This window comes from Stenotrophomonas sp. TWI1409 (assembly GCF_039673015.1).
GTDB lineage: Bacteria > Pseudomonadota > Gammaproteobacteria > Xanthomonadales > Xanthomonadaceae > Stenotrophomonas > Stenotrophomonas maltophilia_A.
This window is the reverse complement of record NZ_JBDJKU010000071.1, coordinates 1-19,333: the sequence shown is the minus strand read 5'-3', so window position 1 is coordinate 19,333 and position 19,333 is coordinate 1. Positions and strand designations below refer to the sequence as shown.

Below are 19,333 nucleotides of genomic sequence, written 5' to 3'. Positions count from 1 at the left end.
CAGGATCGCCTGGGGTGTCTTCAAAAGCGGCCGGGACTTCGATCCGGCCATGCTGAAGGTGGGTCAAGCCTGCTTCCAGCAGGCTTGACCACGAACATAGGATCTCGACTCTACATAAGAGCGGAAGCCGTCGAGCATGGCTCGACGCTACAAAAGCCGAAGCGGCCGAACATGGCTCGACGCTACACCGGGGGCGTGCGCGGCCCGAACATGATCACCGCCATGCCGGCCAGGCACAGGGCTGCGCCGAACAGGTCCCAGCGGCTGGGGCGGATGCCATCGACCAGCCACAGCCAGAACAGCGCGGTGCCGATGTAGACACCACCGTAGGCCGCATAGACCCGGCCACTGGCGGTCGGGTGCAGGGTCAGCAGCCAGGCGAACAGGGCCAGGCTGGCGGCAGCCGGCAGCAGCAGCCACACGCTGCCGCCCTTGCGCAGCCACAACCACGGCAGGTAGCAGCCGACAATTTCGGCCAGCGCGGTCAGCAGGAACAGCGCGAGCGTCTTCACGCCTTCTCCGCCGCCTTGGCGTGCTGCCACAGTGCTTCCTGCGCATCCAGGTCCATCGACGCCAGCGCTCCACCCTGGGCGTCAGCCTGCGCTTCCATCGCACGGAAGCGGCGTTCGAACTTGTGGTTGGCCCCGCGCAGCGCCGCACCCAGATCGATATCGGCGTGGCGTGCCAGGTTGGCGCAGACGAACAGCAGATCGCCCAGCTCTTCCTGCAGGCGCGCTTTGTTGCCGGCAATATCGCCGCGCTCGAACTCCTCGCGCAGCTCCTGCAGTTCCTCCGCCGCCTTGTCCAGCACCGGCAACGGGCCCGGCCAGTCGAAACCGACCTTGGCCGCGCGCGACTGCAGCTTCACCGCTCGCTGCCATTCGGGCAGGCCACGCGAGATGCCGGCCAATGCGGAGGTGTCCTGCTCGCCCTTGGCGGCACGCTCGGCACGCTTGATCGCATCCCAGTTACGCGTCACCCCGTCGGCGTCATCGACGCTGACATCGGCGAACACGTGCGGGTGGCGGCGCTGCATCTTGTCGCTGATCGCGCGTGCGACCTCGGCGAAGGCAAAGGCGCCCTGCTCCTCGGCCATGCGTGCATGGAACACCACCTGCAGCAGCAGGTCGCCCAGCTCATCGCAGAGATCATCGAGGTCGCCACGGTCGATCGCATCGGCCACCTCGTAGGCTTCCTCGATGGTGTACGGCGCGATGGTCGCGAAGTTCTGTTCCAGGTCCCAGGGGCAGCCGCCCTGCGGATCGCGCAGGCGCGCCATGATCGCCAGCAGGCGTTCCAGTTCGTTGCTGGCTGCACTGCCGGCGATGGGGGTGTCATGCGCGCTCATGCGGCCTCCAGGGTCAGTCGGACAACCAGTCGCGCCACGGCAGGCTGGTATCACCAAGGGCAATGAAATCGCCGTTCAACAGGGTCTCGCGGCGGTTGTAGCGGAACGGCTTGCCGGTCGCTGCCGACAGTACCGCACCGCCGGCGGCGTGCAGTACGCACTGGCCGGCGGCGGTATCCCATTCGGAGGTCGGGCCCAGACGCGGATAGACATCCAGGCCACCTTCGGCGATCCGGCAGAATTTCAGCGACGAGCCCTGCGCGATGGTCTCGATGCGGCCCATGCGCGCCAGCAGCGCCTCGGTTTCCGGTGAGCGGTGCGAGCGGCTGGCGGCAACCCGCAGCGGTGCGGTGGCCGGCGTGCGGGTGCGCAGCACGGTGTCGTGCAGGCCCTGCCGGCGATAGGCCAGCTCGCCGCGCATGGCATGCCAGACGATGCCCGTCACCGGGGCCAGCACCACGCCGAAGGCCGGTGCGCCCTGGTAGATCAGCGCGATGTTGACGCTGAACTCGCCGTTGCGCTTGACGAACTCACGGGTGCCATCGAGCGGATCGACCAGCCAGTAGGCGCCCCAGTGGCGGCGCTGCTCCCAGGGTACCTGCGCCGATTCCTCGGACAGGATCGGCAGATCCGGGGTCAGCTGCTGCAGGCCCTGTTCAATGACCTGGTTGGCCGCCAGGTCGGCACTGGTAACCGGGCTGTTGTCGTCCTTGATCTGCACGTCGAAGCCATCGGCATAGACCTGCATGATGGCCTGTCCGGCTTCCTGGGCAATGGCGATGGCGGTCTCGCGCAGGTCCGTGGTCAGTTTGATCATCGCAAACCCTGCAGCCACTGGCGGGCGATGAACAGCGCCGCCAGCGAGCGTCCCTCGGAGAAGTCCTCGCGCAGCATCAGCTGGTCCAGCTCGGCCAGCCTCCACGGGACGACTTCCAGTTCTTCCGGCTCGTCGCCGGCCAGCTTTTCCGGGTACAGGTCGCGCGCCACCACCAGCCACGACTGGTGGCTCATGTAGGTCGGGGCCAGGGTCATCGCGCGCAGCACATCCACCCGGCGCGCGCCGTAACCGGCCTCTTCCTTCAGTTCGCGGTCGGCCGCCTGCTCGGGGGTCTCGCCGGCATCGATCCGGCCCTTGACCAGGCCCAGTTCGTAGCGGTGCATGCCGGCGGCGTATTCACGTACCAGCAGCACGGTTTCGTCGTCGAGCATCGGCACCACCACCACCGCGCCATGCCCCCGGCTGACCAGCCGCTCGAAGCGGCGGCGTTCGCCGTTGGAGAACTCCAGGTCCAGGTGCTGGCGCTGGAAGGGACCGTTCTCCTCATCGGTGATCCGATGGATGATCGGCAAGCGACGGCCGGCACGGTCATCGTTCATGCGGAATCTCCGCGGCGGCCGGCGCCTGCGCCGGGGCCGATAGAATGTGCAGGCAGCAACATGTTCATGAGCCCGAAATGCTAGCAGACCCAACCCCCTCCCCGCTGGCCCGCCATTGGCGGCAGCGCGACCTGCAGGTGCTGTGGCACCCCTGCACGCAGATGCGCGAGCATCCGCACACCCTGCCGCTGGTGCCGATCGCCCGCGGCGAAGGTGCCTGGCTGATCGACCACGACGGCAATCGCTATCTGGATGCGGTCAGCAGCTGGTGGACCAACCTGTTCGGCCATGCCGAGCCGCGCATCGGCGGTGCCATTGCCGCCCAGGCCGGGCAGCTGGAACAGGTGATGCTGGCCGGCTTCGGCCACGAGCCAGCGATCACCCTGGCCGAACGCCTGCTGGCGCTGGCCCCGCGCCAGCCTGGCCGCGAACCGCTGGCCAAGGTGTTCTACGCCGACAACGGCTCCGCCGGCGTGGAAGTGGCGCTGAAGATGGCCTTCCAGTATTTCCAGAACCGTGGCGAGCCGCGGCGCACGCGTTTCATCGCACTGGAGAACGGCTACCACGGCGAGACCCTGGGCGCGCTCGCGCTGGGCGACATCCCCCTGTACCGCCGTGTCTATGCACCGCTGCTGGCCGAAGGGCTGTTCGCGCCCTCGCCCGACGCTTACCTGGCCGAGCCCGGCCAGAGCGCCGCCGATCGCGCGCGCCAGGCCGCCGATGGCCTGGCCACACTGTTCGACCAGCATCCGGGCGAGATCTGTGCGGTGATCCTGGAGCCACGCCTGCAGTGCGCGGGCGGCATGCGCATGCACGATCCGGTGTACCTGCAGCGGGTTCGCGAACTGTGTGATGCGCACGGTGCATTCATGATCGCCGACGAGATCGCCACCGGTTTCGGCCGCACCGGTACCCTGTTCGCCTGCGAGCAGGCCGGGGTGATGCCGGACCTGATGTGCCTCTCGAAAGGCCTGACCGGCGGCTTCCTGCCGCTTGCCGCGGTACTGGCCACGCAGGCCCTGTACGACGCGTTCCTCGACGACTCGCGCGAGCGCGCCTTCCTGCATTCGCACAGCTACACCGGCAACCCGCTGGCCTGCGCGGCCGCGCTGGCGACGCTGGACATCTTCCGCGACGACGATGTGATCGCGCGCAACCGCGGCATCGCCTCGGTGATGGGCACGCTGGCCGCACCGTTCAGCGACCATCCGCACGTGGCCGACGTGCGCCAGGCCGGCATGGTGGTGGCGTTCGAGCTGTCGCGCGATGGCAACAAGCGCACACCGTTCGACCCGGCCATGCGGCTGGGCCTGCAGGCCTACAAGGCCGCGCTGAAGCGCGGTGTGGTACTGCGTCCGCTGGGCGACGTGCTGTACTGGATGCCACCCTACTGCGTGGATGACGAACAACTGGAGCTGCTGGCACATACCACGCTGGCGGCGATTGACGAGGCGATTGCATGCGCGTGACCCGCTGCCCCATCGACCTGGCGCTGCACAGCGGCCAGACCGTGACCCTGCCGGAAGAGACCGCCAACCACCTGGTACGGGTGATGCGCCTGCGCGAGGGCGATACCTGTGTGCTGTTCAACGGCGATGGCCATGACTACAGCGCCACGCTGACCGTGGCCGGCAAGCGCGAAGTGCAGGTGCGCATCGACGCCGTGCAGGCCATCGACAACGAATCGCCGCTGACGATCACCCTGCTGCAGGGCATCGCCCGTGGCGAGAAGATGGACCTGATCCTGCAGAAAGCCACCGAACTGGGCGTGGCGGCGATCATTCCGGTCAACGCCGAGCGCACCGAGGTGAAGCTGGATGCAGCACGGGCGGAGAAGCGCGTGGCGCACTGGAACAATGTGGTGACCTCGGCCTGCGGCCAGTCCGGGCGCGCGCGCATTCCGCAGGTGGGATCCCCGCTGTCGCTGGCGCAGGCGGCAGCGGCGCTGCCGCCCGATACGCTGCGGCTGACCCTGGATCCGCAGGGTGCGCACCGGCTGTCGACGCTGGACGCCGCGCCTGGCGGGGGCATCGTGATTGCAATCGGTCCGGAAGGGGGGTGGTCGCCACGCGACCGTGATCAACTGGCGGCCGCGGGCTTCCAGGGCCTGCAGCTGGGGCCGCGCATCCTGCGCACGGAAACGGCCGGCCTGGCCGCGATTGCAGCACTGCAGGCGCGGTTGGGGGATCTGGGGTAAGGGCCGATTCCTGGTAGTGCCGGCCGCTGGCCGGCCTCCACGGAATCATGCGGTTGCCGGCCAGCGGCCGGCACTACCAGGAATTCAAAATGCCCGGCGGATGTCCGATCAGGCCGCCAGCGAATCCAGGGCGGCTTCCAGCGCGTCCAGGTTCGGCAGCAGCGCGCTCTGCTCGCCCAGCAGCACACGCATGTGCACGATGTCCGGCAGGGTTTCTTCCGAGGCATCAGCCAGCAGGCCGTCGCGCGGCACCGAAATCAGCTGCGGGAAGTTCTGCGTCAGCAGGGCGTAGTACGGGCGTTGCGCGTTGCCGCTGAGGGCCTTCAGCACCACCACCTTGTTGTGGCCGCCCACGGCTTCCTCGCCCAGCCCGGAAAGGCGCGCGAACGACACCAGCGGCACCTGCCAGCCATGCCAGCCGATCTCGCCGACCAGCCAGCGCGGCGCATCGGAGACCGGCTGCACCGGCACGCGCGACATCATTTCGGCCACGGTGGCATTGGGCAGCAGCACGCGCGCGTTGCCGGCCTGGATCAGGACGCCACGGATTTCGTCATTGCTGGCATAGCTCATGGTGCTTCTCCGTTGTCGTCCTGCTCACCCCAGCGCGCGGCAATCGCCTGTGCCAGTTCCTGCGGTTCTCCAGCCACCATGCCGGCAGCAACCACCGCCGTCGCCGCAGCCGGGTCGTAGCAGCCCTCGCCCACCTGCCCGGCCACCCATGCACCGGCGGCGGCCAGATCCAGCGCCGGACCAACATGCGCAAGGTCAGCGCCGCTGAGCAGGACCAGCGCGGTGTGGTCAGCTGGCAGCGCGGCAATCGCAATGCCCTGCGCGTCGTTGACGAAATGCAGGCCGTCACTGGCTGCCTGCACGCCGATGTCATCGGCCAGCACGTGCACTTCACCCGGAGTTGCACGCTGGCCGGCTTCAGCCAGCTGCACCGGCAACGGCGACACGCGTGCCATCTGCTTGACCAGGTTGCCGTAGCGCCCGCCATCCAGGCGCATGTGCACCAGGACCGGCACGCTCAGCGAAGGCGGCAGCGCGCCGAGCAGGCGACGCAGCGCATCCGGGCCACCGATGCCGGCCAGCACCAGCAGCGATCCGGCGCGTGCGCCCACGGGCGCTGCGGCATCCAGATCGACCAGGCTCAGATGACCGGTATCGAAGGAAGGCAGCGGAGCCTCCACCGCAGCGTGGTGCGGAGCGGTTGCCGAGGCATCGGCCTCGTCCTCGACCAGCGACCAGGCGGTGTGGTCGAAGGAGACCGGCGGTAGCGGCGGTACTGCGGACGCGGTCTCTGCCAGCGACGGCAGTGCGGGGGCCTGCAGCGGCTCAGGCACCACCGGCTGCAGCGCGGCCAGCGCCTGTTCCAGCGCGATCGGTTCGTGCAGCTGCGCAGGCGGCGAGTACAGAGTGTCAGCGGGGACCTCGTCGGCCCAGCTCAATGCCTGCTCCAGGTGCGGCTGCAGCGCTTCTTCCTGCGGCGCCGGTGGCGGTGCCGGGTGGCCCGGCTCCAACTGCAGGCTGGGTTCTTCTTCGGCCCCCGGCGGCAACACCTGCTGGTGGCCATGCAGCTTGGCGGACAGATGACGGCCCCAGCGCTGAGCCTCCCAGCCATCACGACGTGCAGCCAGTTCGGCCTCGTCGAAGACCAGGGTCAGACCCGGTGCGGACAGCACCGCTTCCAGGCGCTCCAAGGCGTCCTCGATGGCGGCTTCCAGCGCGATCACCACGAACTGTGGGCGCGCCTCCTGCAGGACCCGCGCCTCCAGCGTGTTGGGATCATCTTCCAGCACCAGCTGCACATCGGCGTGCGACAACGCCTCACGCAGGCGCTCACGCGCCGCGCCGGGACGGGCCAGCAGGGCCACGGCCGGAGCCGCTTGGGTTTCACTCACGGACACGGGCGATCCCCAGCAGGTCGTACACGTTACGCATCAGGTCCAGTTCCTGGTACGGCTTGCCCAGGTAACGCTGGACACCGATCTCGAAGGCGCGCTGGCGGTGCTTGTCACCGCTGCGCGAAGTGATCATCACGATCGGCACGTCCCTGTAGCGCGGGTCGGCACGCATCGCGGTGGCGAGCTCGTAGCCATCCATGCGCGGCATCTCGATATCCAGCAGCATCAGGTCCGGCACGCGCTCTTCCAGGCGTTCCAGCGCTTCCACGCCATCGCGGGCGACGCTGACCTCGAAGTTGTGGCGTTCGAGGATGCGGCCGGTGACCTTGCGCATCGTCAGCGAGTCGTCGACCACCATCACCAGCGGCACCTGGCGCTCCTGGCGCGGTGCGTTGGCCAGCACAGGCAGCGTCGGGTTGGCGAGGAAGCGGCGCACCAGCGGCGCCACGTCCAGGATCACCACCACGCGGCCATCGCCGGTGATGGTCGCGCCGTAGATGCCCGGCACCGACGCGATCTGCAGGCCGACCGGCTTGACCACGATTTCGCGGTTGCCCAGCACCTGGTCGATCGCCACGGCGGCACGCAGATCACCGGCACGGACCAGCAGCAGCGGCACCTGGTCCTGGCCATCGGCACGCGCCGGGGCCTGCCCGACCAGGCTGCCGAGGTCGTACAGCGGATAGTCTTCGCCGCTGTAACGGTAGCTGCTGTCGGCGGCTTCGAAACGCTCGCGCGACAGGCGGCCGATACCACTGACCGAGGCCACCGGCACCGCGAAGGTGGTTTCGCCGATCTGCACGAACACCGCCTGGGTGACGGCCAGCGTCTGCGGCAGGCGCAGGGTGAAGCGTACGCCCTGGCCCCGCACCGACTGGATGTCGACCGAGCCACCGAGCTGGCGCACTTCGTTGCGCACCACGTCCATGCCCACGCCACGACCGGCCAGCTGGCTGACCTGGTCGGCGGTGGTGAAGCCGGACGCGAAGATCAGGTTGTCCAGCTCCTGCTCGTTCGGCTGCGCATCGGCGGCCAGCAGGCCACGGTCGATGGCGCGGCGGCGGATCGCCTCGCGGTCCAGGCCGGCACCGTCATCGGCCACTTCCAGCACGATTTCCGAACCTTCGCGGTGCAGGCGGATGGCGATCTCGCCCTCCTCCGGCTTGCCGGCGGCGCGGCGCTGTTCCGGCGCTTCCAGGCCATGGGCCACGGAGTTGCGCAGCATGTGTTCCAGCGGCGCGACCATGCGGTCGAGGACGTTGCGGTCCAGTTCGCCGTGGGTTCCTTCCAGGGTCAGGTGGACCTGCTTGCCGGTATCCATGCCGGACTGGCGGACCACGCGGCGCAGGCGCGGCACCAGGCCATCGAACGGCACCATGCGCGCGCGCATCAGGCCATCCTGCAGCTCGGAGCTGACGCGCGACTGCTGCTGCAGCAGCGAATCGTACTGGCGCGACAGATCGTCCAGCACGCCCTGCAGGCCCCCCAGGTCGGCCGCCGACTCGTTCAGCGCACGGCTGAGCTGCTGCAGGGTGGAGAAGCGGTCCAGCTCCAGCGGATCGAACTTCTGGTCGGCCTGGTCCTGCTCGCGCTGGTAGCGGGCGACGATCTGCGCCTCGGTTTCCAGGTCGAGTCGCCGCAGCTGGTCGCGCAGTCGCGCATTGGTGCGCTCCAGTTCGCCCATGGCACCACGGAAGGCACCCAGCTGCTGTTCAAGCCGCGAGCGGTAGATCGCCACTTCACCGGCATGGTTGACCAAGCGGTCGAGCAGGTCGGCACGCACGCGCACCTGCTCCTGCTGCGGACGCGCCAGCGGATCTTCATCGACCACGCCCTCGGCCGGAAGCGGAGCCGACAGCGGCGCTTCGATCGGGGCCGCCAGTGGGCCCGCGGCCTGTGCGGGCACGGTCTCGATCTCGCTGGCCGCACGCGCGGCCGCAGCGGCTGCGGCGATATCGATGGTGGTGCGGACCTCGAAGGCTTCGACCAGATCCTGCGCCGGCTCCACCACGCGGTGCGCGCCGGTGCGGGTGAGCAGCTGGTGCAGGCGGTCAAAGCCACGCTCCAGCAGCTGCACGTCGCGACGTTCGATCTCGGTACGGCCAGCGGCCACCGCTTCCAGCAGCGATTCGATGCTGTGGCCAAGGTCGCCGATGGCATTGATGCCAGCCATGCGTGCGCCACCCTTCAGGGTGTGCAGATCACGCTGCAGGCCGGCCAGCACCTCGCGGTCCTGCGGTGCATCGCGCAGTTCGCTGATCAGGCCATCGCAGTGGTCGAGCAGGTCCTTGCCTTCCTCGACAAAGATATCGACCAGCTCGCGGTCGTACACGCTGAAGTCGAGTGCATCGGCGCCGTCTTCGGCATCCGCCGCAACAGGTGCCTGCTCGTGGTGCGGCGCACGCGGCACGATGTCGGTCGCTGCAACCTGTGCATCGGTATCGACCGTGCCCTGGCCCGGTGCGTCTTCCATTTCGAAGAAGCGCACCGCAGCAGTGCCGCCCTGCGGCGCCTCTGCGGTGATCTCCTCAATCACCGTCGCCGGGGACGGCTGATCGGCGCTCTCTCCTTCACCGACCGCCGCCTCCCCGCCGACGTCCGCATCCTCGGCAAAGGCATCTGCCTCACCCGGCGCGAGTTCGCTGGCCTGGAGGCCGATCACGGGCCATTGCCCGTCGTCGTCCAGGGTCTGCTCCTCCTCGATCACGTGCAGGCCGGCCTCGAGCGCGGCTGCCAGCGTGACCGGTTCTGCAAAACCCGGCACAGCCATTTCATCCTGCAGGCTCGACAGCTCGCTGTCGAGTGGCAGTGCAGCAGCGTCGTCAATGACGTTGTCATCGTCACTGTCCGAATCAAACGGCAACGGCGTATTCAGGTCGATCGCGTCAACTTCCGCAGACACCGGCAACTCTTCCGCGTCGCGGTCATCCACCGGCAGCGCACTGGCGTCGAGGTACGGCGACAGATCGTCCGCCATGGTCAGGTCAGCGTCGTCGACCGTCGCGATCGCCGGCACGGCATCTGATTCGTCCTGGGCGACATCAGGCGCACTTTCAATCGGCTGGATCGATTCAATCGCGCCGGTGTCGTCCGCGGCAGGTTCACCTTCGCCCGGCACCGACGGCCAGCCGGCGTCGAAGTAACGCGAAAGATCGTCGCTGGCGGTCAGCTCACCCACGTCCAGGCCGCTGTCGGCTGCGACGTCCAGCGCCTCCAGCCCGGTTGCAGCTGGAACCGGTTCCAGCGCATCTTCGGCATGCGACTGCGGCTCGGCAATGAGATCGGTCGCCGCATTGAAAGCGGACGGCATGCTGGTTTCGTCCAGCGTGTCCAGCCCGGCCAGCGGCGCTTCGGCCGCGGATGCCTGCTCGGCATCAGGCGCCAGCTCGACGCCCTCTTCGTCCTCGTCTTCCAGCGCGAACAGCGGCCAGCGCGCTTCCGGCAGCTCGCCGGCCAATGCCTGCAGCCGCTGCACCAGCGCGCCCTGCGGAACAATCCGCGGCTGTTCGGCCTGCAGCGCCTCCATGGTCGCGGTGATCGCCTGCGCGGTCGCATCCAGTGCGGCTACGCCCTCGTCGCCAGGCACCACGTCGGCGGCCAGGGCGCGCTTGATGTAGGACTCGGCACCGCCGGTGACCGCCGTGATTTCCGGCACTTCGGTCATCGCGAAGGCGCCGTTCATGGTGTGCACCGCACGCAGCAGTGCGTCGCTGACCGGCTGCGGTGCCTGCTGCGCCGAGCGCAGCCATTCCTGCAGGGTCGCCTGGTGGACTTCGACCTCGGCCTCAAGGATCTCGCGCAGTACGCTGTCGATGTTGGCCGGGGTACCGGCGTCTTCCGCCACCGCCGTGGCATCGGCCTGCGCCGACGCAGCGGCCTCGGCTTCCAGCAGGCGGCTGATTTCGTCTTCGCCTTCGGACTCGGCCAGTGTCGCTGCCGGTGCGGCCGCAGCCGGCAACGGCACGTAGAAGGTCTCCTCGCCGGCACCGACCCGATCGGCAATGGCCTGCATCGCCTGCAGGTCCACGCTGATGCGCTGGCCATGGCGCAGCGCGGCGTTCAGCTGCGGCAACGCGGCATGGGCGTTGTCGACCATCGCCAGCACCGCCGGAGTCGCCGGGCGACTGCCATCGAGCACGCGATTGAGCATGCCTTCGATCTTCCAGGCGAACTCACCCAGGGTGCGTGCACCCACCAGGCGGCCACTGCCCTTGAGGGTGTGGAAGATGCGGCGGATCGGCCGCAGCCGATCCATGTTGTCCAGCTGCATGCGCCATGCCGGCAGCAGCGTGCCCAGGTTGGCCAGCTCGTCGTCGAACTCTTCCAGGAACACCTCGCGGATATCCTCGTCGATGTTCTCGGCATCGTCGTCGAAGCCGGCCTCGAAGCCGGCCTCGGTCCCGGCCACGACCGGGATGTCCGCAACGGGCGGAGCCGCCATGGCCTGCGGATTGAAGTCGGCCGCCGCGGCGCTCAGCTCGGCGAAGAACTGCGCGTCGGCTTCGCTGAAGTCGATGGGCGCGATGGTGTCGATATCAATCACCGACACCGCCGGTGCCGGTGCCGGTGAATCGGAGACCGGCGTCAGCACCTCGGCCATCGGCGCGGGCACGTCCTCCTGCACATCCGCCGGAACCGCGTCCGCTTCGGCAACGACAGGGCTTTCGTCCACCCGCACGGGTGCAGCGGGATCGACGATCTCCAGCGCCGGGTGCAATCCGGCATCGTCGTCCAGCGACAGCGTCTCCATCGCGTGCAGCGACAGCACGTCGTCGGCATTGTCCAGCGCATCGGCGTCGAAACGGAACACCACGTCGTCACCAGCGGCGACCACATCGTGCTCGGCAGCCACCGGGTCGAACACGGGCGCAGCAACGTCAGCGGTGTCGAAGGGCACCGACGCGTCGACGTCATCCTCGACATCCATCACAGCCACATCGGCCAATGCCGGCGGTGTTGCCTCCGACAGTGTCCACTGCGGCGCCGGTTCCACGCTGGTTTCGGCCCGTTCGAAACTGACCGGGTCGAAGCTGGCGAAGGTCGGACTGCGCTCGTCTTCGGCACTCGCGGTCGGCTCGGAGTCCGGATGGAACGGTGCGAGATCCCATTGCGGTACCTCGGGCGCAGGCGCGCTGGACGCGGCGAAGACCAGCGGTGCATCCGCGTCGTCATGCAGCGACAGCGGTGTGGAGGCGACACTCCCCAGCGCCCCGAACATCAGGCGGTTGTCCACCACCTCCGGTGCAGGCGCGGCCGGTGGCGGATCGAAGGTGAAGTCCGGCAGCGGCACCGGCACCGTGCCGGCGGCGGGCGCGGCCGGCTGCACCGGAATCTCGATGGGCTCCGGCTCTACCGGCTCGGCCTGCAGCGCGATCGGCTCGCGGTCCACCAGCAGCGATGCGAACGGAATCGGCGCGGCGGCAACAGGCGCCACCGCATTGCGGTCCGGCAACGGCCAATAGCGCAACGCTTCAAGGCTGCTGCGGGTGATGTCGAGGATGTCCTCGCGGCCCGGGCGGCGGTCGCGCAGAGCCTCGAGGTAGTACTCCAGACTGGCCATGGCATCGGCCAGGGTGTCCAGCTGGCGGCCACTGGGCACGCGCTGGCGACCGATCAGCTCGGCTTCGATGTACTGCTGCACACCGCGCAGGTAATCGGCGGCGGTGTTCAGGTCGAGCATGCGCAGCGCACCGGACACATCGCCCAGCAGGCGCGGCACGTCCTGCAGCTCGGCATGGTTCCAGCTGGTTTCAATGAAAGCGACGAAATGCTCGCGGGCGGCGGCGAAGTTGGCGATGGCCTCATGTGCCAGCACCTCCACCGTGCGCCGGTTCTCCATCGCGCTGGGGTCATCTTCGCCACTGCCGCCGGCGCCCAGATGGGCGACCTGGTCGTCCAGCGACGCGTCCACGTAGAGCAATGCGCCGGCGATATCCAGCAGCAGGTTCTCGTCGATCTGCTGGCGCCCTTCGACCACGCCACGCAGCGCATCGCGCTGCTGCACGACCACCCCGCGGGCAACGCCCAGGCCCATCATGCCCAGCGTATCGGCCACGGCGCCAAGTTCGTTGGCCTGGGTCTGCAGCTGTTCGGGCGCACCGCCAGTACGCAGGTGCAGGTCCAGCGCATCCTTGATACGCAGCAGTTCTTCCTTCACCGCGCTGCCCACGGTATCCAGCAGCTCGCGGTTGCGCCCGCTCAGGCTGCCACGGGCATGGTCCAGCTCGGCCTCGGTGGCGCTGACGCTGTCCGGCGCGAACGCCAGCAGCACGCTGTCATGCACCCCTTCTTCGCCCCGCGCGGCACGGATTTCGTTGAGCAGCGGCATCAGCACGATCGGAATGTCGCGGTGACCGTTCTGCAGGCGCTCCAGGTAATCGGGCAGCAGCACGCTGCCGCGCATCAGGGTCGCGCAGGCTTCATCCCGATCAGCCACGCTACCGGCGCCGATGGCATTGGCCAGCTGTTCCAGCTCCTCGGCCACCATCGCCGGGGCGTACAGCTCGACCATGCGCAGGGTGCCCTGCACCTGGTGCAGGTAGCCGGCGCAGATGCGCATGCGGCTGGCATCGGCCGGGTCTTCCGCGTAGTACTCGACCTCGTTGCGCACCTGGCGCAGGGTCTCGTCCAGCTCGGGCTTGACCCAGCCCAGCGCTGCGTGGCTCATCGCATCGCGCAGACTGCTCATGGACGCGCTCCGTTCGCCGCCGCGCGGAAGCCGCGCGAGTTCTGGCGTGGGGAATGGAAATGCTTCATCGACTGGTTCCTTGCTCGCCGCCCTGCCCGCGTCACGCCGGCAGCTTGAAGTCGGCGACCGAACGACGCAGGTCGGCCGCCAGCTGCGCGAGGTGACCGATCGATTCGGCGGTCTGCCCGGCACCCTGCGAGGTCTGGCCGGTGATCTGCCGGATCACGCCCATGGTGCGGGTGATGTCCGAGGCCGCAGCCGACTGCTGCTGGGCGGCGATGGAGATGTTCTTGATGAGGGTGTTCAGTGCATTGGACACGCGCTCGATTTCGGTCAGTGCGGTGCCGGCGTCCTCGGCCAGGCGTGCACCGGACACCACTTCGGCGGTGGTCTGTTCCATCGAGGTGACCGCTTCGTTGGTATCGGCCTGAATGGCCTGGACCAGGTTCTCGATGCGTCGGGTTGCGCCCGAGGTGCGTTCTGCCAGGCGCTGCACTTCGTCGGCCACGACCGCGAAACCGCGGCCCGCTTCACCGGCCGAAGCCGCCTGCACCGCCGCGTTCAATGCCAGGATGTTGGTCTGCTCGGAAATGTCGTTGATCAGTTCCACGATCGAGCCGATTTCCTGCGACGACTCGCCCAGGCGCTTGATGCGCTTGGAGGTTTCCTGGATCTGGTCACGGATCTGGTCCATGCCCTGGATGGTCTCGCGCACCACGCCGGCACCTTCGGCGGCGATCACCACCGAGCGCTGTGCCACGTCGGCCGACTCGGCCGAGTTGCGCGACACCTGTTCGATGCTCGCCGCGATTTCACCGATGCGGTCCGAGGCCGAGGTGATCTGGTTGGCCTGATGGCCCGCCGCCTCTGCCAGCTGCATGGCGGTGGCCTGGGTTTCCTGGGTGGACAGCGCGACCTTGGCCGAGGTGTCGTTGATGGTGGTCACCAGGTGGCGCAGCTCGTCCACCGCGTAGTTGATCGCGTCGGCGATGGCGCCGGTCATGTCCTCGGTCACCGAGGCCTTCACGGTCAGGTCGCCCTCACCCAGCGAGGAGATTTCGTCCAGCAACCGCATGATCGCCTGCTGGTTGCGGCTGTTGAATTCCACCTGTGTCTGGTAGCGCAGTTCCTGCTCGCGCGAGCGGCTGCGCACGTTGGTGGAGACGAAGCCGATGATCGCGATCAGCGACAGCGCACCGGACACCACGCCGATCCAGAAGTTCGGGAACAGGCGGGTATCGGACACCGAGCCGAACGAGGAGAACGCCTCGAACAGCTTGCGGCTGTCGTCCAGCATGTGCGCCGAACCCTGGCCCAGCGCGGTGGCGGCGGACTGGGCGGCAAACAGCTGGCGCGAGCTGGCCAGGATCGCATCGGCGTCCTGCTTCATTGCCTCCCACTTCTGCTGCGACTGCTCCAGCGCGGCCACGGCGGCGGCACCGCGCACGGCGGTGATGCCCAGTTCCTCGTTGCCGTTGCGCAGGCCGTCGAGCACCTGCGAGAACACGGTGATGTCGCGTGCCAGTGCATCGCCCGAGGTGGCAGCGGCGCTGCCACCGGCACGCATTTCGGTCACGCGGCGGGCCATCGAACCGGCCACCACGACCTGCTGCAGTGCGCTGTACACCTGCGACGACGGCGCGCCCGAGGCGGACATCGCGCGCACCAGCTCGTTCAGCTGGGCCTGCAGGCCCGGCACCGCGCCGGTGAAGTTGTTGGCATTGCCGGCCAGCGCCAGCACGGCGGGCTCGCTGGCGACCAGCTGCCCGGCCTGCTTGCCCAGCGGCGCCCAGGTCTCGGCCAGGGTGGCGATCGCACCGGACACGCCCGGTTCCTTGCCGTAGCGCCCCTGCAGGGTCGACACGTTCTGTTCGATCGCGTTGCGGGTGGCCTTGAAGGCGGTGAACGCCTGCGCGTTGCCGCCCACCGCATCACGGCCCTGGTTGGCCAGCTGCTGTGACAGCACCTGCAGGTCGGCCGCCTTGGAGCCGGCATCGGCCAGGCGACTGCCCTGCCAGGTGGCGACGCCGGTGTTGACGCCGAACAGGATCATCGATGCCAGCAGCAGGAACAACCAGAGGTTGCTGCCGCCCAGCCGCAGCTTGCCGGTCTTGGTGGCGTCCGAAGCAGTACTCATCGTTCAACCTCGATCTTCAATGCAGGGGGCGATGCCCGGCCTCAGGCCGCGGCTTGCCGGAATTCAGGGGTACGCGACAGCAGCGAGAGCGAGAACACGCCCCAGTCGTGGCCGTCGGCGTGGAAGGCGCGATCGACGAAGTGGCCGTAACGTCCTTCGGCCAGCGTGCCGGCCGCGATCTGCTGGTCCAGTTCGAAGCTGCGCTGGCCGAACAGTTCATCGATGGTCAGCGCGACGTCGCCGCCGGCCTGGCGCATGATCAGCACGCGCTGGCCTTCCTGCTGCACGGTGCGCGTGCCTTCCAGGAAGTACTTCAGGTCGACCACCGGGAACAGGTTGCCGCGCAGGTTGCCTACGCCCAGCAGCCACGGCTGCGCGCACGGCACCGGGGTCACCGGCGGCATCGGCACGATTTCCACCACTTCGCGGAAATCGGACACCAGCCGGCGCTGGCCGACGCGGTAGCCCACGCCACGCCAGAGGTCCTGGGCGAACTGCCGTTCGGGCAGCTGCACCGCATGGGCCAGGCTGCGCCGTTCGTAGGCTTCGAGAATGTCGAAGGGCGAGCGCATCAGGCCACCAGTTCGTTGATCCGCGCGATCAGTTCATCCTCGCGCGGCGGCTTGACGATGTAATCGGCTGCGCCCTGGCGCAGGCCCCATGCCTTGTCGGTTTCCATCGCCTTGGTGCTGACGATGATCACCGGGATGTGCTTGATCGCCGCGTCACGGGCCATCGCGCGGGTGGCCTGGAAGCCGCTCATGCCGGGCAGGACCACGTCCATCAGCACCAGCTGCGGCACCTGGTCGCGGACCAGCTGCAGTCCATCCTCGGCGTTGTCCGCTTCCAGCACCTCATGGCCGGCACGGCGCAGCCACTGGGTGAACACCGCGCGGTCGGTCGGTGAATCCTCGATCAGAACGATACGAGCCATTGTGCCTTTCCCCCCTGGTCAGGCGTTGACGTATGTGCGGATGGCACCCAGCAGTTCTTCACGCGTGAAAGGCTTCGTCAGGTACTGCTCCGAGCCGACGATGCGTCCCCGCGCCTTGTCGAACAGGCCATCCTTGGACGACAGCATGATGACCGGGGTCGCCTTGAACAGCTGGTTGCCCTTGATCAGCGCACAGGTCTGGTAGCCGTCCAGGCGCGGCATCATGATGTCGACGAAGATGATCTGCGGTTGCTGGTCTGCGATCTTCGCAAGCGCTTCGAAGCCGTCGGTGGCGGTGACCACCTCGCAGCCTTCGCGCTTGAGCAGCGTTTCCGCAGTCCTGCGGATGGTCTTCGAATCATCGATGACCATCACCCGGAGTCCTGCGAGTTCCCCGCCCGCAGTCGTGTTTTCAGTCATTGCCTATCCCCAAGCGCACGGCCCGATCTCTGGCGGGGGCCGCTACGAAAGCGTATCTATATCGCACTTTCCGCGCCCGCTTCAAGGCCGCCCCATGGCGCGGGGCATGGCACCCTCCTGAACGTGACGGGTTTCGCAATGCGTGCGCGACCGCCGGGCGGACGCTGCGTTGCAGTAAGGCGGGGAGGCGCGCGACCGGCGTTGCCGCTACCATCAACGCCTTGCCAGACAGGTGCGCCCATGCCGTTGAACGTCATCGTGGTGATGGACCCCATCGCCCACATCAAGATCGCCAAGGACACCACCTTCGCCATGTTGCTGGAAGCCCAGCGCCGCGGCCATGCCCTGCACTACGTGCGCCCGGGCGGGTTGGCCCTGGAAGGTGGCGTGGCGGTGGCCCAGACCGCACCGCTGCTGGTGCGCGACGACCCGGCCGGCTGGTATGAGCTGGGTGCGTTCAGCCGTACCGAGTTCGGTCCCGGCCAGATCGTGCTGATGCGCAAGGACCCTCCGGTCGACGCCGAGTACATCTACGACACCCAGGTGCTGGACGTGGCCGCCGCTGCCGGTGCCTGCGTGGTCAACAACCCGCAGGGCCTGCGCGACTACAACGAGAAGCTTGCCGCCCTGCTGTTCCCGCAGTGCTGCCCGCCGACCCTGGTCAGCCGCGATGCCAAGGCGCTGAAGGCCTTTGCCCTGGAACACGGCCAGGCGGTTCTGAAGCCGCTGGATGGCATGGGCGGCCGCTCGATCTTCCGCAGCGGCCAGGGCGATCCGAACCTGAATGTGATCCTGGAAACCCTGACCGACGGCGGCCACAGGATGGCGCTGGCACAGAAGTTCATTCCCGACATCACCGCCGGCGACAAGCGCATCCTGCTGGTCGATGGCGAACCCGTCGACTACTGCCTGGCGCGCATCCCGCAGGGTGATGAATTCCGCGGCAACCTCGCCGCCGGTGGCCGCGGCGAAGGCCGCCCGCTGAGCGAGCGCGACCGCTGGATCGCCGCCCAGGTCGGGCCGGAGATGAAGCGTCGCGGCATGCGCTTCGTCGGCCTGGACGTGATCGGTGATTACCTGACCGAGGTCAACGTGACCAGCCCGACCTGCGTGCGCGAACTGGACGCACAGTACGGCCTGAACATTGCCGGCACCCTGTTCGACGCACTCGAGGCCGGCCTGCGCTGATGTCTGCCGCACCTGCCGTACTGCCCCCGCCGCCGCGCGAAGCGCAACGGCTGGGGGCGACCATCGCGCTGTCGGTGCTGGTCCACGCCCTGCTGATCCTGGGCGTGGGCTTCGCCGTGAAGGGCGATGCACCGCTGGTGCCGACGCTGGAAGTGATCTTCAGCCAGACCCGCACCGCACTGACGCCGAAGCAGGCTGATTTCCTGGCCGCAGCCAACCAGGAAGGCGGTGGCGAACACGACCGCGCACAGCGTCCGCGTGACAACCAGGCCGGCATCGTGCCGCAGGCCCAGTCCGGAATCAGCCCGATTCCGCAGCAGCAGCAATCGGCCGCACCGGTTCCGCCGCCGCAGGCGCGGGTGGTCAGCAGCCGCAATGGCGAAGAGGTGGTCGCGCAGGCGCAGTCCCGGCCCACGCCGGATCAGCCCGAACCGGACGCACCGCTGAGCGCGCGCGAGCAGCGCGATGTGGAAATGGCCCGCCTGGCCGCTGAAGTGCACCTGCGCTCGGCGCAGTACGCCAAGCGTCCGAACCGCAAGTTCGTGTCGGCCAGCACGCGCGAATATGCCTATGCCAACTACCTGCGTGCCTGGGTCGATCGCGCCGAGCGCGTCGGCAACCTGAACTACCCGGACGAGGCCCGGCAGCGCCGCCTGGGTGGCCAGGTGGTGATCAGCGTGGGGGTGCGCCGCGATGGCAGCGTGGAAAGCAGCCGGATCCTGCGTTCGAGCGGGACGCCGTTGCTGGATGAGGCCGCACTGCGGGTGGTGAAGCTGGCGCAGCCGTTCCCGCCGTTGCCGAAGACCGAGGATGAGATCGATATCCTGCAGGTCACGCGCACGTGGGTGTTCCTGCCGGGCGGCACCCTGCACGATGACCGGTAGGGTTTGTTGCCCGGGCCTGCGGCCCGGGACCCGCTGAACGTCAACGTCAACGTCAAAGGCGGCGGTTGGACTGTGGATTTGGTGTGGCGGGGTGGCTGGCCAGGACACGCCGTAAACCCATCCTTGGGGGCTCGATGGCGCCATCCATGGCGCCAACGGTCCTGCCCAGCCACCCAGCCCCACCTCTGACAGATCCCGGCGCATCGCGTCCCGCTCCGCGGTTGGTAGGTGTCGACCTTGGTCGACACACATC

The 19,333-nt window shown here is 68.2% G+C and carries 15 protein-coding genes; 4 read left to right on the top strand and 11 right to left on the bottom strand.

The genetic code is table 11. From position 1 onward, the window contains the following. Window positions 1–182: 182 nt before the first annotated feature. The 4 genes from ABE423_RS17780 to nudE are packed head-to-tail and all read right to left on the bottom strand — an operon-like array spanning window position 183 to window position 2,725. The gene (locus ABE423_RS17780) at window positions 183–512 is read right to left on the bottom strand and encodes a YnfA family protein (protein ID WP_032130110.1); all 330 of its coding nucleotides are present in this window, start codon (window positions 510–512) and stop codon (window positions 183–185) included. After that, window positions 509–1,348 carry a nucleoside triphosphate pyrophosphohydrolase gene (gene mazG / locus ABE423_RS17775; protein ID WP_049422149.1) on the bottom strand — a complete coding sequence of 280 codons (840 nt, stop codon included), beginning with the start codon at window positions 1,346–1,348 and terminating at the stop codon, window positions 509–511. The genes ABE423_RS17780 and mazG overlap by 4 nt, the downstream gene beginning before the upstream one ends. A 13-nt stretch (window positions 1,349–1,361) precedes the next feature. Beyond that, window positions 1,362–2,165 (bottom strand): 3'(2'),5'-bisphosphate nucleotidase CysQ, encoded by an 804-nt coding sequence (gene cysQ / locus ABE423_RS17770; protein WP_121504658.1) that lies wholly within the window; start codon window positions 2,163–2,165, stop codon window positions 1,362–1,364. Further along, window positions 2,162–2,725 (bottom strand): ADP compounds hydrolase NudE, encoded by a 564-nt coding sequence (gene nudE / locus ABE423_RS17765; RefSeq protein WP_197616631.1) that lies wholly within the window; start codon window positions 2,723–2,725, stop codon window positions 2,162–2,164. The genes cysQ and nudE overlap by 4 nt, the downstream gene beginning before the upstream one ends. 77 nt (window positions 2,726–2,802) lie before the next feature. Between nudE and bioA the strand changes: the two genes are divergently transcribed. Both bioA and ABE423_RS17755 read left to right on the top strand, forming a co-directional pair. Next, window positions 2,803–4,194 carry an adenosylmethionine--8-amino-7-oxononanoate transaminase gene (gene bioA / locus ABE423_RS17760; protein WP_253145506.1) on the top strand — a complete coding sequence of 464 codons (1,392 nt, stop codon included), beginning with the start codon at window positions 2,803–2,805 and terminating at the stop codon, window positions 4,192–4,194. Further along, window positions 4,185–4,922 (top strand): 16S rRNA (uracil(1498)-N(3))-methyltransferase, encoded by a 738-nt coding sequence (locus tag ABE423_RS17755; protein WP_253145508.1) that lies wholly within the window; start codon window positions 4,185–4,187, stop codon window positions 4,920–4,922. The genes bioA and ABE423_RS17755 overlap by 10 nt, the downstream gene beginning before the upstream one ends. Before the next feature lie 108 nt (window positions 4,923–5,030). Here the strand turns inward: ABE423_RS17755 and ABE423_RS17750 are convergent, their stop codons facing one another. The 7 genes from ABE423_RS17750 to pilG all read right to left on the bottom strand — a co-directional run bounded on the left by ABE423_RS17750 (window position 5,031) and on the right by pilG (window position 17,008). Beyond that, window positions 5,031–5,495, bottom strand: a complete 465-nt coding sequence (locus tag ABE423_RS17750; protein ID WP_006385148.1) for a chemotaxis protein CheW — start codon at window positions 5,493–5,495, stop codon at window positions 5,031–5,033. Next, entirely contained in the window at window positions 5,492–6,832 is a 1,341-nt protein-coding gene (locus tag ABE423_RS17745) for a chemotaxis protein CheB (protein ID WP_253145511.1), read from the bottom strand. The genes ABE423_RS17750 and ABE423_RS17745 overlap by 4 nt, the downstream gene beginning before the upstream one ends. After that, window positions 6,819–13,517: an Hpt domain-containing protein gene (locus ABE423_RS17740; protein ID WP_346486981.1), complete on the bottom strand. Its 6,699-nt coding sequence runs from the start codon at window positions 13,515–13,517 to the stop codon at window positions 6,819–6,821. The genes ABE423_RS17745 and ABE423_RS17740 overlap by 14 nt, the downstream gene beginning before the upstream one ends. A 100-nt stretch (window positions 13,518–13,617) precedes the next feature. Beyond that, window positions 13,618–15,654, bottom strand: coding sequence for a methyl-accepting chemotaxis protein (locus ABE423_RS17735; protein WP_032130100.1), 2,037 nt, complete (start codon window positions 15,652–15,654; stop codon window positions 13,618–13,620). A gap of 41 nt (window positions 15,655–15,695) precedes the next feature. Further along, complete coding sequence (locus tag ABE423_RS17730; RefSeq protein WP_005410716.1) at window positions 15,696–16,226, bottom strand: chemotaxis protein CheW; 531 nt, start codon at window positions 16,224–16,226, stop codon at window positions 15,696–15,698. Then, window positions 16,226–16,588: a response regulator gene (locus tag ABE423_RS17725; protein WP_005410717.1), complete on the bottom strand. Its 363-nt coding sequence runs from the start codon at window positions 16,586–16,588 to the stop codon at window positions 16,226–16,228. Before ABE423_RS17725 ends, ABE423_RS17730 begins: the two co-directional genes overlap by 1 nt. An 18-nt stretch (window positions 16,589–16,606) precedes the next feature. Next, window positions 16,607–17,008 (bottom strand): twitching motility response regulator PilG, encoded by a 402-nt coding sequence (gene pilG / locus ABE423_RS17720; protein WP_005418455.1) that lies wholly within the window; start codon window positions 17,006–17,008, stop codon window positions 16,607–16,609. Between the two features lie 240 nt (window positions 17,009–17,248). Between pilG and gshB the strand changes: the two genes are divergently transcribed. Together gshB and ABE423_RS17710 are read left to right on the top strand one after the other, a co-directional pair. Continuing rightward, a complete protein-coding gene (gene gshB / locus ABE423_RS17715; RefSeq protein ID WP_346486978.1) occupies window positions 17,249–18,196 on the top strand; it encodes a glutathione synthase in 948 nt (315 codons plus the stop codon). Then, window positions 18,196–19,080, top strand: coding sequence for an energy transducer TonB (locus tag ABE423_RS17710; RefSeq protein WP_125895864.1), 885 nt, complete (start codon window positions 18,196–18,198; stop codon window positions 19,078–19,080). The genes gshB and ABE423_RS17710 overlap by 1 nt, the downstream gene beginning before the upstream one ends. Window positions 19,081–19,333 lie beyond the last annotated feature (253 nt).

What these genes read in the sequence shown, in the direction of transcription:
- mazG (WP_049422149.1), bottom strand. Translation starts at nt 1,348, where the DNA reads ATGAGCGCGCATGACACCCCCATCGCCGGCAGTGCAGCCAGCAACGAA.
- ABE423_RS17725 (WP_005410717.1), bottom strand. Translation starts at nt 16,588, where the DNA reads ATGGCTCGTATCGTTCTGATCGAGGATTCACCGACCGACCGCGCGGTG.
- ABE423_RS17735 (WP_032130100.1), bottom strand. Translation starts at nt 15,654, where the DNA reads ATGAGTACTGCTTCGGACGCCACCAAGACCGGCAAGCTGCGGCTGGGC.
- ABE423_RS17750 (WP_006385148.1), bottom strand. Translation starts at nt 5,495, where the DNA reads ATGAGCTATGCCAGCAATGACGAAATCCGTGGCGTCCTGATCCAGGCC.
- nudE (WP_197616631.1), bottom strand. Translation starts at nt 2,725, where the DNA reads ATGAACGATGACCGTGCCGGCCGTCGCTTGCCGATCATCCATCGGATC.
- ABE423_RS17755 (WP_253145508.1), top strand. Translation starts at nt 4,185, where the DNA reads ATGCGCGTGACCCGCTGCCCCATCGACCTGGCGCTGCACAGCGGCCAG.
- bioA (WP_253145506.1), top strand. Translation starts at nt 2,803, where the DNA reads ATGCTAGCAGACCCAACCCCCTCCCCGCTGGCCCGCCATTGGCGGCAG.
- ABE423_RS17710 (WP_125895864.1), top strand. Translation starts at nt 18,196, where the DNA reads ATGTCTGCCGCACCTGCCGTACTGCCCCCGCCGCCGCGCGAAGCGCAA.
- ABE423_RS17740 (WP_346486981.1), bottom strand. Translation starts at nt 13,517, where the DNA reads ATGAGCAGTCTGCGCGATGCGATGAGCCACGCAGCGCTGGGCTGGGTC.
- pilG (WP_005418455.1), bottom strand. Translation starts at nt 17,008, where the DNA reads ATGACTGAAAACACGACTGCGGGCGGGGAACTCGCAGGACTCCGGGTG.
- ABE423_RS17730 (WP_005410716.1), bottom strand. Translation starts at nt 16,226, where the DNA reads ATGCGCTCGCCCTTCGACATTCTCGAAGCCTACGAACGGCGCAGCCTG.
- cysQ (WP_121504658.1), bottom strand. Translation starts at nt 2,165, where the DNA reads ATGATCAAACTGACCACGGACCTGCGCGAGACCGCCATCGCCATTGCC.
- gshB (WP_346486978.1), top strand. Translation starts at nt 17,249, where the DNA reads ATGCCGTTGAACGTCATCGTGGTGATGGACCCCATCGCCCACATCAAG.